This is a genomic window from Paraburkholderia sp. J63 (genome assembly GCF_905220245.1).
Taxonomy (GTDB): Bacteria; Pseudomonadota; Gammaproteobacteria; order Burkholderiales; family Burkholderiaceae; genus Paraburkholderia.
Genome location: NZ_CAJMZF010000002.1, coordinates 283699 through 297542 on the forward strand (window position 1 = coordinate 283699; position 13844 = coordinate 297542).

Genomic DNA, 13844 nt, shown 5'->3' on the forward strand with positions numbered 1-13844 from the left:
GGCTACTGATCGTCGGGCAGCGTGAGCGGCGCGATTAGCGCGCCCGCCGCGTTCTTAGCGAGCAGCGCGCGCGCCTGGGTCTCGTACTGGGCGAGGTCTTCGAGCGTGGCGTCGAGGTCGGCGCGCTGACGCTCCAGTATCTCGCGGTGGCGCACGACGGTGTCGAGGAACGCCTGGAGCTGCGGCAGCGTATCGGTGGGCGAATCGTAGAGATCGAGCAGCGCGCGGATCTCGTTGAGCGTGAAGCCGAGCCGCTTGCCGCGCAGCGTGAGCTTGAGCCGCGTGCGGTCGCGCCCCGAAAACACGCGCTTGAGGCCGCCCGCGCCTTCGCGGCTCGGCGCGAGCAGGCCCTGGTCCTCGTAGAAACGGATCGCGCGCGGCGTCACGTCGAATTCGCGGGCGAGCTCGGTAATCGTGTACTGGGTCATGTCGAAAAGCGCGCCTCGTGCGAGCCGGGTTGAGCCGGCGGCAGGGCTATCGTTGGAATCGACGTTTACGTTATCGTCAACTCCAAGGTTGCGCAACCGGCGGTTTGTTCCGCGTGTCGGAACATTCTCCCGGCTCGCCTGCAGAAATGGCGCAATGCAGCGACAATGACGTCAGCCCACCATAACGATGCGAGACAACACCCCCATGAACGCCCTCGAACACCGGCTCGACTACCCCTTCGCCGATACCCTGCCGGAACCCGGCCTCGCCTTCGAAGTCGCGCCCGGCGTGAAATGGCTGCGCATGCCGCTGCCCTTCGTGCTCGATCACATCAATCTCTGGCTGCTGCGCGACGAGATCGACGGCCAGCAAGGCTGGACCGTGGTGGACTGCGGCATCACCGACGACACGATCAAGGCGCACTGGGAGCAGGTGTTCGAGAGCCAGCTCGACGGCCTGCCGGTGCTGCGCGTGCTCGTCACGCACTGCCATCCCGACCATATCGGCCTCGCGCACTGGATCTGCGCGGGCGGCGAGAAAAAGCGCTGGGACGTGCGCCTCTGGACGACGCTCGGCGAATACATGAGCGCGTGCGTGCTGGCCTCGGGCAACGGCTCGAACGCGGGCGGCGAAGGCGCGGCGCGCCATTTCGCGCGCCACGGCGTGACCGACGAGGCCTCGCTCGATCAACTGCGCCAGCGCCGCAGCTACTACTCGAATCTCGTGCCCGCGCTGCCGCCGCAATACCGGCGTCTGCGCGAGGCCGATACGGTCGCGATCGGCGGGCGCGACTGGCGCGTCGTCACCGGTTACGGCCACTCGCCCGAGCACTGCGCGCTGCTCTCTGAATCGCTCGGCGTGCTGATCTCGGGCGACATGGTGCTGCCGCGCATCTCGACCAACGTCTCGGTGTTCGACATGGAGCCCGAAGGCGATCCGCTCGGCCTCTACCTCGAATCGCTCGGACGCTACGAGACCCTGGCCGAGGACACGCTCGTGCTGCCCTCGCACGGCAAGCCGTTCCGCGGCGTGCGCACGCGCATCGCGCAACTGCGCGAGCACCACGACGCACGCCTCGCCGAAGTGATGGAGGCCTGCGAGCAGGCGCCGCAAAGCGCCGCCGACATCGTGCCGCTCATGTTCAAGCGCAAGCTCGACATGCATCAGCTGACGTTCGCGATGGGCGAGGCGCTCGCGCACCTGCACCTGCTGTGGTTCGCGGGCAAGCTCAAGCGCACCATCGACGATCGGGGCGTGATCCGCTTTTCGGCCTGATTGCGCTTGCGGCGTCGAAGGCCCACGAAGGCCCATAGCAAAAGGGGGCGGCCCATTCGAGCCGCCCCCTTTCTTGTTCCCTCACACCGCGCCAATCAGTTCCCGCCGCCCGTGATCAGATCGGCGCCCTTGGGCCGCACGAACTTGAAGGTCGAGGCCGGCAGCGACGGGTTCTTCTCGATGTTGGAGAACGTGAGCAGCGTCACGTTGCCGAACACGTCGTGCAGTTCCATCGCTTCGAGATTGCCGTCGCGAAAGCCGATGCCCACGCTCTTGAACTGCGTATCCTTCGACTTCGGCACCAGCTCGAGCCAGTCGATGCCGTTCTTCACGCCCGCGTCGGTGAGCGTGAAATTCTTGTCCAGGTCGTTGCTGCCGAACAGGATGGCCGCCGGGCTCGCGCCGAGCGCGCCGCCCAGCTTGCGCTCGGTGACCTGGTTCAGATCCTTGTCGTAGACGTAGAGATTGTCGCCGTCGGACTGGAGCAGTTGCTGATACGGCTTCTCATAGGTCCAGATGAACTTGCCGGGGCGCGCGAACACGAAGGTGCCGCTCGACGTCTTGGCGTTCGCCGTGGCCGTGGCGATGGCGTCGCTCGCGTTCTTCGCGTTGGTGGGCGTCTTCAGTTCGCGCTGCACGAAGTTGCCGCGCGCGGCATGCACCTGCGCGACGAACTGCTTCAGTTGATCGGTGCCGCTCGCATATGCGTGCGACGCCATGACGAGCGACGCGCCAAGCGCCGCGAAGAGCACGCGTCCCGCGCGGCCGAGCGTCAAACGGGTCTGTTGTCCAACGGGAAACTGCATCTATCGTTCTCCAAAAACCACCATGTATGCCCGCGCCCGCGAAGTAGGGGCACGGCGCCGTGGATCGACGTGAGGCGAGAATCAATCGGCCTCGCGCGTGGGCGCGAGAATCTCGCGGTTGCCGCTCGAGGACATCGCCGAGACGAGCCCCGATTGCTCCATCTGCTCGAGCAGGCGCGCCGCGCGGTTATAGCCGATGCGCAGATGCCGCTGCACGAGCGAGATCGACGCGCGCCGGTTCTTGATGACGACCTCGACGGCCTGATCGTAGAGCGGATCGGACTCGTCGCCGGTCCCGGACGCGCTCGCCGAGCCCTCGTCGCCCTCGCCCGTCACGCCGCCTTCCAGAATGCCTTCGATATAGTTCGGCTCGCCCTGCTCCTTGAGCTTGTCGACGACGCGATGCACCTCGTCGTCGGCGACGAACGCGCCGTGCACGCGCACCGGCAGCCCCGTGCCCGGCGGCAGGTAGAGCATGTCACCCATGCCGAGCAGCGACTCGGCGCCCATCTGGTCGAGAATCGTGCGCGAGTCGATCTTCGACGAGACCTGGAACGCAATCCGCGTGGGCACGTTGGCCTTGATGAGGCCTGTGATGACGTCCACCGAAGGCCGCTGCGTCGCGAGGATCAGGTGGATACCCGCGGCGCGCGCCTTCTGTGCGATGCGCGCGATCAGCTCTTCGACCTTCTTGCCGACCACCATCATCAGGTCCGCAAGCTCGTCGATCACCACGACGATGTGCGGCAGCTTCGCGAGCGGCTCCGGATCGTCGGGCGTGAGGCTGAACGGGTTCGGGATCTTCTCCTCGCGCTTGTTCGCTTCCTCGATCTTGTTGTTGTAGCCCGCAAGATTGCGCACGCCGAGCTTGCTCATGAGCTTGTAGCGGCGCTCCATCTCGGCGACGGTCCAGTTCAGCGCATTGCCGGCCTGGCGCATGTCGGTCACGACCGGACACAGCAGGTGCGGAATGCCCTCGTAGACGCTCATTTCGAGCATCTTCGGGTCGATCAGGATCATGCGGACCTGCTCGGCGCTCGCCTTGTAGAGCAGCGAGAGGATCATCGCGTTGATGCCCACCGACTTGCCCGAGCCCGTGGTGCCGGCCACCAGCAGGTGGGGCATCTTCGCGAGATCGGCGCAAACGGGCTTGCCGCCGATGTCCTTGCCGAGGCCCATGGTGAGCGCCGAAGGCGCATCGGCATAGACGGCCGAGCCGAGGATTTCGGAAAGGCGCACGGTCTGACGGCGCTGATTCGGCAGTTCGAGCGCCATGAAGTTCTTGCCCGGAATCGTTTCCACCACGCGGATCGAGACGAGCGAAAGCGAGCGCGCGAGGTCCTTCGCGAGGCCCACGATCTGGCTGCCCTTCACGCCGGTGGCGGGCTCGATCTCGTAGCGCGTGACGACGGGGCCCGGATACGCGGCCACCACAGCCACGTCCACGCCGAAATCCTTGAGCTTCTTCTCGATCAGGCGCGAGGTGAATTCGAGCGTGTCGTCGGAGATCGTTTCCTGGGTCTTGGGCGCGGAGTCGAGCAGCGAGATGGGCGGCAAGGTGGAATCGCCGGGCAGATCCGTGAAGAGCGGCACCTGGCGCTCTTTCTCCACGCGCTCGGAGCGCTGCGGCGTGACCACGGGCGGCACGATCGTCACGGGCTCGTGCTCCTCGATCTTCACGCGGCCGCGCTCGACCTTGCCTTCGCGCTTGACCGCGGCGGCCTCGCCGAGCTTGCGGTCGCGGCCCGCCTCGCGGTGCAGCTTCGCCATCGTCACGGCGTTGATGATCGATTCGCCCACCGTTTCGGCCACGTTCAGCCACGAAAAGCGGAAATACAGCGACAAGCCGATCGCGAGCGCCAGCAACAGCGCGAGCGTGCCGCCCGTGAAGCCGAGCGCGTGCGAGACGCCGTGCGCGACGGCCTCGCCCACCACGCCGCCCGGCGCGCGCGGCAGTTGCACCTTGAGCGACCACATGCGCAGCGCCTCGATACCGTCGCAGGCGAGCAGCACGAGCACGAACGCGAAGCCTTCGGCGATCCAGCTATGGTCGTGCGGCTTGTCGTCATCGTCTTCGGGGAGCGCTTCGTGGCGCGTGATGCGCTTGTAATTCTTCGAGATGTGGCGCGCGAGCAGCACGACCCACCAGTAGGCCGACAGGCCGAACAACAGCAGCAGGATGTCCGAGGTCCATGCGCCGACGCGCCCCGCCCAGTTCGAAATATGGTCGACCTGCGCGGCATGGGTCCAGCTCGGATCGCGGCGGCTATAGCTGATGAGCGCCATCAGCAGGAACACGCCGAGCGCGACCTGCAGAATCCAGCGGATTTCGGTGAAAAGACGCGACATGCGATTAGGCAATGCCTGCGCCTGTGCGGAAAAAGGAGCTTTGGCCATTGAATCCTGATGATTCTTGATGCTTGCGCGGTCCGGGCGCACTGCCGGGGGCTCCGGCAGACGGGCGCGGCCGCCGACGTCTGATCGGGCCTATTGTAAACGCGTTGTTTAGGCCCCGGCGGCCCCACGCTGTAAATGAGGGTAACTGACAACGGCGCTGCTGCGCGCCGGCTACCCGCCCGCGCCAAGCAGGCCGAGACTATCGCGCCGATGAGAAACCACGATGGAGCAGCGAACGTCCCCGGCCTTTATAATTGCGGGCTGATGCCCAACTACCTGCGTGTGCCCCGCCGCACCGGCGAGCGGCCGCCTGCCCCCGCGGGAAACCGCGCGGAACACGGCCCAGGCAACCGCGCCCCGCAGCGCCTTCTACGGAATTCGATCATGTCCGCAACCAAACACGCCAAAGTCCTGATTCTCGGTTCCGGCCCCGCCGGCTACACGGCAGCCGTCTATGCGGCGCGCGCGAATCTCTCGCCGCTGCTCGTCACCGGCCTCGCCCAGGGCGGCCAGCTCATGACCACGACCGATGTGGAAAACTGGCCCGCCGACCCGAACGGCGTGCAGGGCCCGGAGCTGATGCAGCGCTTTCTCGAGCACGCCGAGCGCTTCAACACGGAAATCGTGTTCGATCACATTCACACGGCCAAGCTCGATGAGAAGCCGATCCGCCTGATCGGCGACTCGGGCGAGTACACCTGCGATTCGCTCGTGATCGCGACCGGCGCATCGGCGCAATACCTCGGCCTGCCGAGCGAAGAACTGTTCATGGGCCGCGGCGTCTCCGCCTGCGCGACCTGCGACGGCTTCTTCTATCGCAACCAGCACGTGGCCGTGATCGGCGGCGGCAACACGGCCGTCGAGGAAGCGCTCTATCTGGCCGGCATCGCCAGGAAGGTCACGGTCATCCACCGCCGCGACAAGTTCCGCGCCGAGCCGATCCTGATCGACCGCCTGCTGGAGAAGGAAAAGGAAGGCATCGTCGACATCAAGTGGGATACCGTACTCGACGAAGTCAAGGGCAACGAAGGCGGCGTGAACGGCCTGCGCATCAAGAACGTGAAGACGGGCGCGACCACCGACCTCGACCTGCAAGGCGTGTTCGTGGCGATCGGCCACAAGCCGAACACCGACATCTTCGAAGGCCAGCTCGAGATGAAGAACGGCTACATCATCACGAACGGCGGCCTGAACGGCAACGCCACGGCCACGAGCGTGCCGGGCGTGTTCGCAGCCGGCGACGTGCAGGACCACGTCTATCGCCAGGCCATCACGAGCGCCGGCACGGGCTGCATGGCCGCGCTCGACGCGCAGCGCTATCTCGAGACCGTCAGCGAGATCGGCACGCACGTGATGAGCGCCGAAGCCGACCGCTGATCCGGTTCGGGCTGCTGAACCCCGGGCTAGCCGCCCATGCCCGTAACGCGGCGCGCCGCGACGGGCGACGCGCCGGCAAGCCGTAGCGCCATCGAGCCCGATGGCGCATCGCAAGAGGGCCGCGGCCAGCCAGCCGGCGGCCCTTTGCTTTTGTAGCGCTGCTTTGTAGCGCTTTGTAGCCATCCCAGCGTCTTTCGCCATGCCCAAGAACGTGCCCCATCCGGGCGAGCCCAAGCGCCCCACCCCCGCCGCGGCGCCCACGCCGGCCGCCGAGCCCGCGCCCGAACCCGGCAAAGCCACCCTGGGCTTCGCGGGCCTCGGCGGCCTGCGCGACGCGCTCAAGACGCAGACGCGCCAGCGCGAACGCGAGCGCGTGGCCGCCCAGGCGGCACGCGTGGAAGCCGCCGCCGACAGCGACCTGTTTCGCCGCGAGATCGGCCAGGTCGCGCCGCTCAAGCAGCTGCCGCGCGCGCAGCCACGGCGCGAAGCGCCCGTGCCGCTGCCGCTGCAAACGCGCCTCGACGAACAAGCGGTCCTGCACGAAGCGATTTCCGACGACTTCGACCCCGAGGCCTACCTCGACACCGACGACACGCTCTATTACCACCGCCCCGGCGTGAGCGAGGAAGTCGTCAAGAAGCTGCGGCGCGGCGCATGGATCGTGCAGGCCCAGCTCGACTTGCACGGCATGCGCCGCGAGGAAGCGCGCGAGGCCTTGCAGACCTTCGTGCGCGAGGCGGGCAAGCGCGGGCTGCGCTGCGTGCGCGTGATTCACGGCAAGGGGCTCGGCTCGGTAGGCAAGGAGCCCGTGCTCAAGGGCAAAGTGCGCGCGTGGCTCGTGCAGAAGGAGGAAGTGATCGCGTTCTGCCAGGCGCGGCCGCACGACGGCGGCGCGGGCGCGGTGCTCGTGCTGTTGCAGCCGCATACGCACGGGCATGGCCAGCATCATCCGCACGCGCGCTGAGCGCTCCCATCGTCCCCGCTGTCTGATGTAAAAAGTAAAAACCCCGTCGCGGCTCTCGCCGCGAACGGGGTTTTTTATCGCGCGAGGAAAGCCCGGCGCCAGAAGATCAAAACCGGATCAAAGCCGCTTACGCGATCCGCTCTTCCGTCTTCGGATCGAACAGCACGGCCTTCGAGACGTCGAACAGCAGCTCCATGCTGTTGAGCGGCTGCGGATTCGCGCCCGGATGTACGCGGCTCACCACGCGCTTGCCGTTGACCTGCGCGAACACGAGCGTATCCGGGCCGGTCGGCTCGATCACATCGACCTTCACGGTGTGGCGTTGCAGCTCGTGGCCGTGGCCGTCGTGCGAGCTGCGCGCGTCGGTGATGCGCTCGGGGCGCAGGCCCAGCACCACTTCCTGGCCGATATGGCCGCGCAGCTTGTTCGCGTCGAACGGCAGGTTCAGCACGTTGCGCGCCACGCCCGTGTCGAGCTCGATGCCCACGCCCGCGCCCTGCTCCACGAGGCGGCCGTTGATGAAGTTCATCGGCGGCGCGCCGATGAAGCCCGCCACGAACAGGTTCGACGGCGAATCGTAGATGTCCTGCGGCGCGCCGAACTGTTGCACGATGCCGTCCTTCATCACGGCGATGCGGTCGCCGAGCGTCATCGCCTCGATCTGGTCGTGCGTCACGTAGACGATCGTCTTGCCCACGCGCTGATGCAGCAGCTTGATTTCCGAGCGCATCTCGATACGCAGCTTGGCGTCGAGGTTCGAAAGCGGCTCGTCGAACAGGAACATGATCGGATCGCGCGCGAGCGCGCGGCCCATCGCGACGCGCTGGCGCTGGCCGCCCGAAAGCTGGCCCGGCTTGCGCTCGAGCAGGTGCTGGATCTGCAGCATGCTCGAGACGCGATCGACGATCTGCGCCTGCTCGGCCTTCGGCACCTTGCGGATATTGAGGCCGAACGAGATGTTCTCGCGCACCGTCATCGACGGATAGAGCGCGTACGACTGGAACACCATCGCAATGTCGCGGTCCTTCGGCGAGAGGTTGTTCACCACCTTGCCGTCCATCATGATCTCGCCCTTGGTCACGGTTTCGAGACCCGCGATCATGTTGAGCAGCGTCGACTTCCCGCAGCCCGAGCCGCCGACCAGAATCAGGAACTGGCCGTCTTCGATGTCGATGTTCACGCCCTTGAGGACGGGCACCCCGTTCGGGTAGGTCTTGTAGACGTCGCGAATGGAAAGGCTTGCCATGCTGTGAATCCTTTAATCGAATGCTAGGGTTAGCCCTTCACCGCGCCCGCCGTGAGGCCGCGCACGAAATAGCGGCCGGCGATCACGTAGACGAGCAGCGTGGGCAGCGCGGCGATGATCGCGCCGGCCATGTCGACGTTGTATTCCTTCACGCCCGTGGACGTGTTCACGAGATTGTTCAGCGCCACCGTGATCGGCATCGAATCGACGCCCGAGAACACGATACCGAACAGGAAGTCATTCCAGATCTGCGTGAATTGCCAGATCAGGCAGACCATGAAAATGGGCAGCGAGATCGGCAGCATGATGCGCGTGAAGATCATGAAGAAACCGGCGCCGTCGATGCGCGCGGCCTTCACGAGTTCCGCGGGCACGCTCACGTAGAAGTTGCGGAAGAACATCGTGGTGAATGCAATGCCGTAGACGACGTGCACGAGCACGAGGCCGCCGATCGTGTTCGAGAGGCCGAAGAAGCCTTCGAGACGCGCCATCGGCAACAGGATCGCCTGGAACGGGATGAAGCAGCCCACGAGCAGCATCGTGAAGAGGGCGTCGGCGCCGCGAAAACGCCAGTGCGTGAGCACGTAGCCGTTGAACGCGCCGATGATCGACGAGATCAGCACGGCCGGAATCACCATCTTCACCGAGTTCATGAAGAACGGCTGCATGCCGTCACAGCGCACGCCGGTGCAGGCGTGGGCCCAGGCCTTCACCCACGGCGCGAAGGTCGGGTCCGTGGGCAGCGTGAGCATGGTGCCCGTGTGAATCTGGTCGAGCGACTTGAACGACGTCGACAGCATCACGTAGAGCGGGAACAGGAAGTACAACGCGAACAGGATCAGCGCCGCGTACACGAACACGCGGCTCACCTTCATCTTAGGCTGCATTGCGCGTGCTCCTCGATTCCAGATACATGAGCGGCACGAGCACGGCCACCACCGTCGCGAGCATCATCATCGACGACGCTGCGCCGACGCCGAGCTGCCCGCGGTTGAACGAAAACGTGTACATGAAGATGGCCGGCAGCGACGACGACGTACCCGGGCCGCCCGCGGTCAGCGCGACGACGAGGTCGAAGGTCTTGATCGTGATGTGGCAAAGAATGAGCAGCACCGAGAAGAACACCGGACGCATGCTCGGAATCACGATCTTGCGGTAGATCGTGGGCAGCGTCGCGCCGTCCACCTGGGCGGCCTTGAAGATTTCGCTGTCGACGCCACGCAGGCCCGCGAGGAACAGCGCCATGCAAAAGCCCGTGGACTGCCAGACGGCGGCCACCACGATACAGAAGATCGCCTTGTCCGGGTCGTTGAGCCAGTCGATCTGGAAGCTCGTCCAGCCGAGGCTGTGCATCACCTGCTGAATGCCGAGATCGGGGTTGAAGATCCACTGCCACGCCGTGCCCGTGACGATGTACGAGAGCGCCATCGGATAGAGGAACACCGCGCGCAGCGCGCCTTCCTGACGAATCTGCTGGTCGAGCAGGATCGCGAGAAAGAGCCCGAGCGCCACGCAGATGGCGATGAACGGGATGCCGAACCAGCCGAGGTTCTGCGCCGAGGTCCACCAGACGTCGTTGTTGAACAGTTCGGTATAGCGGGCGAAGCCCGCGAATTCGTAGCGCGGCATCAGGCGCGAATTCGAGAGCGACAGATAGCCGGTGATGGCGATGAAGCCGTAGACGAACACAAGGCTGATCAGGATGCTGGGCGAGAGCACCAGCTTCGGGATCCAGCGGTCTGCAAGCGCCGCCATGGGCGACGCGCGGCGCGTGGCAGGCGTGGCCGCCTTGCCGTTGCCGCTAAGAGAAGCAGTCACTGCGCAACTCCTGGTACGGTGCGAAATATTACGGACTCCGCACGATGATGGGGATCGGTTTGACCCGTCATGTCCGGAGTGCGCCGCGCGCGGCGCACTCCGCTTGTTTCATTGCAACAACTTCACAGACTCACTGCGCTTACTTGGTCTTGGCGGCCTTCGCGAGCGCTTCCACCGCGCTCTTCGAGTCCTGGGTCGAGTTCATGAACTTCGTGACGACATCGGTGATCGCACCGGCCGTGGCGTCCGGCTGAGCCATGCCGTGAGCGAGCGACGGCACGTAGCCGCCGGCCTTGATCGCGGTCTGCTCATCCGCGTACGACTGCTTGCCGCACGCATCGAACTTGCTCATGTCCACGCCGAGACGCACCGGGATCGAGCCCTTGTAGAGGCTGAACTGTTCCTGGAAGGCCGGGCTCATGATGGTCTTCGCGAGCGCGATCTGGCCAGGCGTAGCCGCTTTCTGGCCCTTCTGCTGGAAGAACACGAACGAGTCGACGTTGAACGTGTAGGCCTTCGAGGTGCCCGGCACCGGCGCGCAGACGTAGTCCTTGCCCGGCTCCTTCTTGGCGTTCTCGAACTCGCCCTTGGCCCAGTCGCCCATGAACTGCATGCCGGCCTTGCCGTTGATGACCATCGCCGTGGCGAGGTTCCAGTCGCGGCCCGTGCGCGCGTTATCCATGTACGACTCGATCTTGCGGACCGTATCGAACACGCCCACCATCTGCTGCGAAGTCAGGGTCTTCTGGTCGAGGTCGACAAGCGCCTTCTTGTAGAAGTCCGCGCCCTGCGAGAGGACCACGTCTTCCCACAGCGTCAGGTCCTGCCACGGCTGGCCGCCCGCGGCAACCGGCTGGTAGCCCGCGGCCTTGAGCTTGTCGGCGAGCGCGAAGAATTCCGGCCACGTGGTCGGCGCCTTGCCGCCCACCTTGTCGAGCGCGGCCTTGTTGATCCACAGCCAGTTCACGCGGTGCACCGAGAACGGCGCGGCCACGTAGTGGCCGTCCGCGCGCATGATCTTGTCGATCTGCGGCGGCAGGTTGGCCTTCCAGTCGCCGGCGGCCGAGTCGATCGGCACCAGCACGCCCTGCTCGGCCCACTCCTGGATCAACGGACCCTTGATCTGGGCGGCCGTCGGCGCGTTACCCGAGATCACCTGGGTCTTCAGTGCGGTCATGGCCGCCGCGCCCGCGCCACCGGCGACCGCGAAGTCCTTCCACACGTAGCCCTGCTTCTGCATGTCGTCCTTGAGCACGCCCACGGCCTTCGATTCGCCGCCCGAAGTCCACCAGTGCAGCACTTCGAGAGACTCGGCTGCTTGCGCTGTCGCGACGCCTGCCATCAGACCCGCGGCGCACAGGGCGCCCATGATCGCTCGGAATTTCATTGCTTATCTCCTCCAGACACCTGAACAGTAAAAACAGTTGGCCCCTGATGTCGCCAGGGTGCGGTGTGGTTAATACAGGCACAAAAACAGGCAAAACACGGGACGGTCGGGCGCCGGAGTGCCGCGCGCGCGTATTTTTGCTGGATGCGCGCGGGCCGCGGGCCGGGATCCGGCCGCTGGACGCTCAAGAGATGAGTGGTTCGGAACGCAAAGACTGTCTCCTCTTTTGATTTTCTCCGGCCGCGCTCGCAGGCGCGACGGGCGACCAGTCAAGGCGCCGCGCGTCGGTCATGGCGGCGCGGCGGTCGAACGTCCCCGCTTCCGGTGCCCGCCGGGCCTCACTGGGAGCCCCGACTGACAGACCTTGCCAGGCCTCACCGGGCACCGGGCAGGTACATGGACGAATCCATTGTCCGTTAACATGAGGGACGTTCCGTCCAGCCGCGAAAAACGTCTGCAGAATCGCCGCAAACCCATGCTGGGCGGCGCTTCCCGGCGCTTTTTTCATCGAATGAACGTTACCTCTTGATTTGGATTGTAGTTAAACTACAATTCAGTGTCAAAAAAAATTTTATCGGACTACGGCCGCCCTGCTAAGCTCGACCGGTACCGTGCCGGGCCCCCGCTGGCGCCTGTTCCCCCGACCTTTCTGGACTGTGACGGAGACTATGCAAAGCCCTACCGATTCAGGTTTCACGTTCGTGCTCTTCGGCGCCACCGGCGACCTGTCGATGCGCAAGATCCTGCCGGCGTTGTTCGAAGCGCACCGCTCGGGCATGCTCGCCGCGTCGGGAAGAATCGTGGGCGTCGCGCGCCACGAGGACGATCGGGATCAATACCTCCAGTGGGTCAACGAGCACGTCAAGCCGCATGTCTCGAAGAACGGTCTCGACGAAAGCGCCTGGGCGAGCTTTCTCGAGCGCATCGTCTATGTGAAGCTCGACCTCTCGCGCGCCGAAGACTTCAGCAAGCTGCGCGACGGCATCGAGGCGCTGCCCGGCATCCGCGTGTTCTATCTGGCCACGGGCCCGTCGCTGTTCGTGCCGATCTGCCGCGCGCTGGCCTCGGTCGGCCTGAACGAAAACGCGCGCATCGTGCTGGAAAAGCCGCTCGGCTACGACCTCAAGTCGTCCAATGCGATCAACGACGCCGTGGGCGAGATCTTCGCCGAAGAGCAGATCTACCGGATCGACCACTATCTGGGCAAGGAGCCGGTGCAGAACCTGCTCGCGCTGCGCTTCGGCAATGCGCTGTTCGAGCCGCTGTGGCGCCGCGAATGGGTCGAGAGCATCCAGATCACGATTGCGGAGGAGCTGGGCGTCGAAGCGCGCGGCGACTTCTACGACAACACCGGCGCGCTGCGCGACATGGTGCAGAACCATCTGCTGCAACTGCTCTCGATCGTCGCGATGGAGCCGCCGCATTCGATGGACTCGGACTCGGTGCGCGACGAGAAGCTGCGCGTGCTGCGCGCGCTCAAGCCCGTCAATCCCGCCGAGATCAGCAAGGTCGCCGTGCGCGGCCAGTACCATGCGGGCGTGATTCGCGGGCAGCAGGTGCCGGGCTACGCGACCGAGCACGGCGTGAAGCCCGATAGCCGCACCGAGACCTTCGTCGCGCTCAACGTCGAGATCGAGAACTGGCGCTGGGCCGGCGTGCCCTTCTTCCTGCGCACGGGCAAGCGTCTGGCCGACCGCGTCGCGGAAATCGTCGTGAACTTCCGCCCCGTGCCGCATTCGGCGCTCGGGCCGACGGCGTTGCGCCCAGGCTCGAACCGGCTGGTCATTCGCCTGCAGCCCAACGAAAATATCCGCTTGTACTGTCTTGCCAAGCAGCCCGGCGAAGGCATGAATCTTTCGAGCGTCCATCTCGATCTCGCGTTCGACCAGTTCTTCCGCGAAGGTCAGATGGAGGCGTATCAGCGTTTGCTGCTCGACGTGATCAACGGACGCCTCGCCCTCTTCGTGCGCCGCGACGAACAGGAAGCCGCGTGGAAGTGGGTCGAGCCCATCCTCAACGAATGGGCCGCCACGCCGCGCCCGCCCAAGCCGTACGCGGCGGGCACGTGGGGACCGGCGGCCTCGAGCGCGATGCTGGCGCAGAACGGCACCTGCTGGCTCGAAGAAGAGAATTGAACGGACCGAT

11 protein-coding genes are annotated in these 13844 nt (G+C 65.4%); 4 read left to right on the forward strand and 7 right to left on the reverse strand.

Annotated elements, in window-relative coordinates; genetic code table 11:
* Nucleotides 1-2 precede the first annotated feature (2 nt).
* Complete coding sequence (locus U5775_RS03580) at nucleotides 3-428, reverse strand: MerR family DNA-binding transcriptional regulator (RefSeq protein WP_322056734.1); 426 nt, start codon at nucleotides 426-428, stop codon at nucleotides 3-5.
* A 205-nt stretch (nucleotides 429-633) separates the two neighbouring features.
* On the opposite strand from U5775_RS03580, the gene U5775_RS03585 reads away from it, so the two are divergent.
* Entirely contained in the window at nucleotides 634-1704 is a 1071-nt protein-coding gene (locus U5775_RS03585; protein WP_322056735.1) for an MBL fold metallo-hydrolase, read from the forward strand.
* 95 nt (nucleotides 1705-1799) lie between these two features.
* Here the strand turns inward: U5775_RS03585 and lolA are convergent, their stop codons facing one another.
* Together lolA and U5775_RS03595 are read right to left on the reverse strand one after the other, a co-directional pair.
* Complete coding sequence (gene lolA / locus U5775_RS03590; protein ID WP_322056736.1) at nucleotides 1800-2510, reverse strand: outer membrane lipoprotein chaperone LolA; 711 nt, start codon at nucleotides 2508-2510, stop codon at nucleotides 1800-1802.
* 81 nt (nucleotides 2511-2591) lie between these two features.
* The gene (locus tag U5775_RS03595; RefSeq protein ID WP_322056737.1) at nucleotides 2592-4907 is read right to left on the reverse strand and encodes a DNA translocase FtsK; all 2316 of its coding nucleotides are present in this window, start codon (nucleotides 4905-4907) and stop codon (nucleotides 2592-2594) included.
* A gap of 384 nt (nucleotides 4908-5291) precedes the next feature.
* On the opposite strand from U5775_RS03595, the gene trxB reads away from it, so the two are divergent.
* Complete coding sequence (gene trxB / locus U5775_RS03600) at nucleotides 5292-6284, forward strand: thioredoxin-disulfide reductase (RefSeq protein WP_322056738.1); 993 nt, start codon at nucleotides 5292-5294, stop codon at nucleotides 6282-6284.
* A gap of 199 nt (nucleotides 6285-6483) precedes the next feature.
* On the forward strand, nucleotides 6484-7248 hold the full coding sequence (locus tag U5775_RS03605; RefSeq protein WP_322056739.1) for a Smr/MutS family protein: 765 nt from the start codon (nucleotides 6484-6486) through the stop codon (nucleotides 7246-7248).
* A gap of 127 nt (nucleotides 7249-7375) precedes the next feature.
* Here U5775_RS03605 and U5775_RS03610 read toward each other — a convergent pair whose 3' ends face one another.
* The 4 genes from U5775_RS03610 to U5775_RS03625 form a co-directional block, all read right to left on the reverse strand.
* Nucleotides 7376-8494: a sn-glycerol-3-phosphate ABC transporter ATP-binding protein UgpC gene (locus U5775_RS03610; RefSeq protein WP_322056740.1), complete on the reverse strand. Its 1119-nt coding sequence runs from the start codon at nucleotides 8492-8494 to the stop codon at nucleotides 7376-7378.
* A 29-nt stretch (nucleotides 8495-8523) separates the two neighbouring features.
* Nucleotides 8524-9381 carry a carbohydrate ABC transporter permease gene (locus U5775_RS03615; protein ID WP_322056741.1) on the reverse strand — a complete coding sequence of 286 codons (858 nt, stop codon included), beginning with the start codon at nucleotides 9379-9381 and terminating at the stop codon, nucleotides 8524-8526.
* On the reverse strand, nucleotides 9371-10312 hold the full coding sequence (locus U5775_RS03620; protein WP_322056742.1) for a sugar ABC transporter permease: 942 nt from the start codon (nucleotides 10310-10312) through the stop codon (nucleotides 9371-9373). Before U5775_RS03620 ends, U5775_RS03615 begins: the two co-directional genes overlap by 11 nt.
* Before the next feature lie 139 nt (nucleotides 10313-10451).
* Complete coding sequence (locus tag U5775_RS03625) at nucleotides 10452-11699, reverse strand: ABC transporter substrate-binding protein (protein ID WP_322056743.1); 1248 nt, start codon at nucleotides 11697-11699, stop codon at nucleotides 10452-10454.
* Nucleotides 11700-12367: 668 nt separating this feature from the next.
* Between U5775_RS03625 and zwf the strand changes: the two genes are divergently transcribed.
* A complete protein-coding gene (zwf, locus tag U5775_RS03630) occupies nucleotides 12368-13834 on the forward strand; it encodes a glucose-6-phosphate dehydrogenase (RefSeq protein WP_322056744.1) in 1467 nt (488 codons plus the stop codon).
* Nucleotides 13835-13844: the final 10 nt, after the last annotated feature.

What these genes read in the sequence shown, in the direction of transcription:
- U5775_RS03580 (WP_322056734.1), bottom strand. Translation starts at nt 428, where the DNA reads ATGACCCAGTACACGATTACCGAGCTCGCCCGCGAATTCGACGTGACG.
- U5775_RS03585 (WP_322056735.1), top strand. Translation starts at nt 634, where the DNA reads ATGAACGCCCTCGAACACCGGCTCGACTACCCCTTCGCCGATACCCTG.
- lolA (WP_322056736.1), bottom strand. Translation starts at nt 2,510, where the DNA reads ATGCAGTTTCCCGTTGGACAACAGACCCGTTTGACGCTCGGCCGCGCG.
- U5775_RS03595 (WP_322056737.1), bottom strand. Translation starts at nt 4,907, where the DNA reads ATGGCCAAAGCTCCTTTTTCCGCACAGGCGCAGGCATTGCCTAATCGC.
- trxB (WP_322056738.1), top strand. Translation starts at nt 5,292, where the DNA reads ATGTCCGCAACCAAACACGCCAAAGTCCTGATTCTCGGTTCCGGCCCC.
- U5775_RS03605 (WP_322056739.1), top strand. Translation starts at nt 6,484, where the DNA reads ATGCCCAAGAACGTGCCCCATCCGGGCGAGCCCAAGCGCCCCACCCCC.
- U5775_RS03610 (WP_322056740.1), bottom strand. Translation starts at nt 8,494, where the DNA reads ATGGCAAGCCTTTCCATTCGCGACGTCTACAAGACCTACCCGAACGGG.
- U5775_RS03615 (WP_322056741.1), bottom strand. Translation starts at nt 9,381, where the DNA reads ATGCAGCCTAAGATGAAGGTGAGCCGCGTGTTCGTGTACGCGGCGCTG.
- U5775_RS03625 (WP_322056743.1), bottom strand. Translation starts at nt 11,699, where the DNA reads ATGAAATTCCGAGCGATCATGGGCGCCCTGTGCGCCGCGGGTCTGATG.
- zwf (WP_322056744.1), top strand. Translation starts at nt 12,368, where the DNA reads ATGCAAAGCCCTACCGATTCAGGTTTCACGTTCGTGCTCTTCGGCGCC.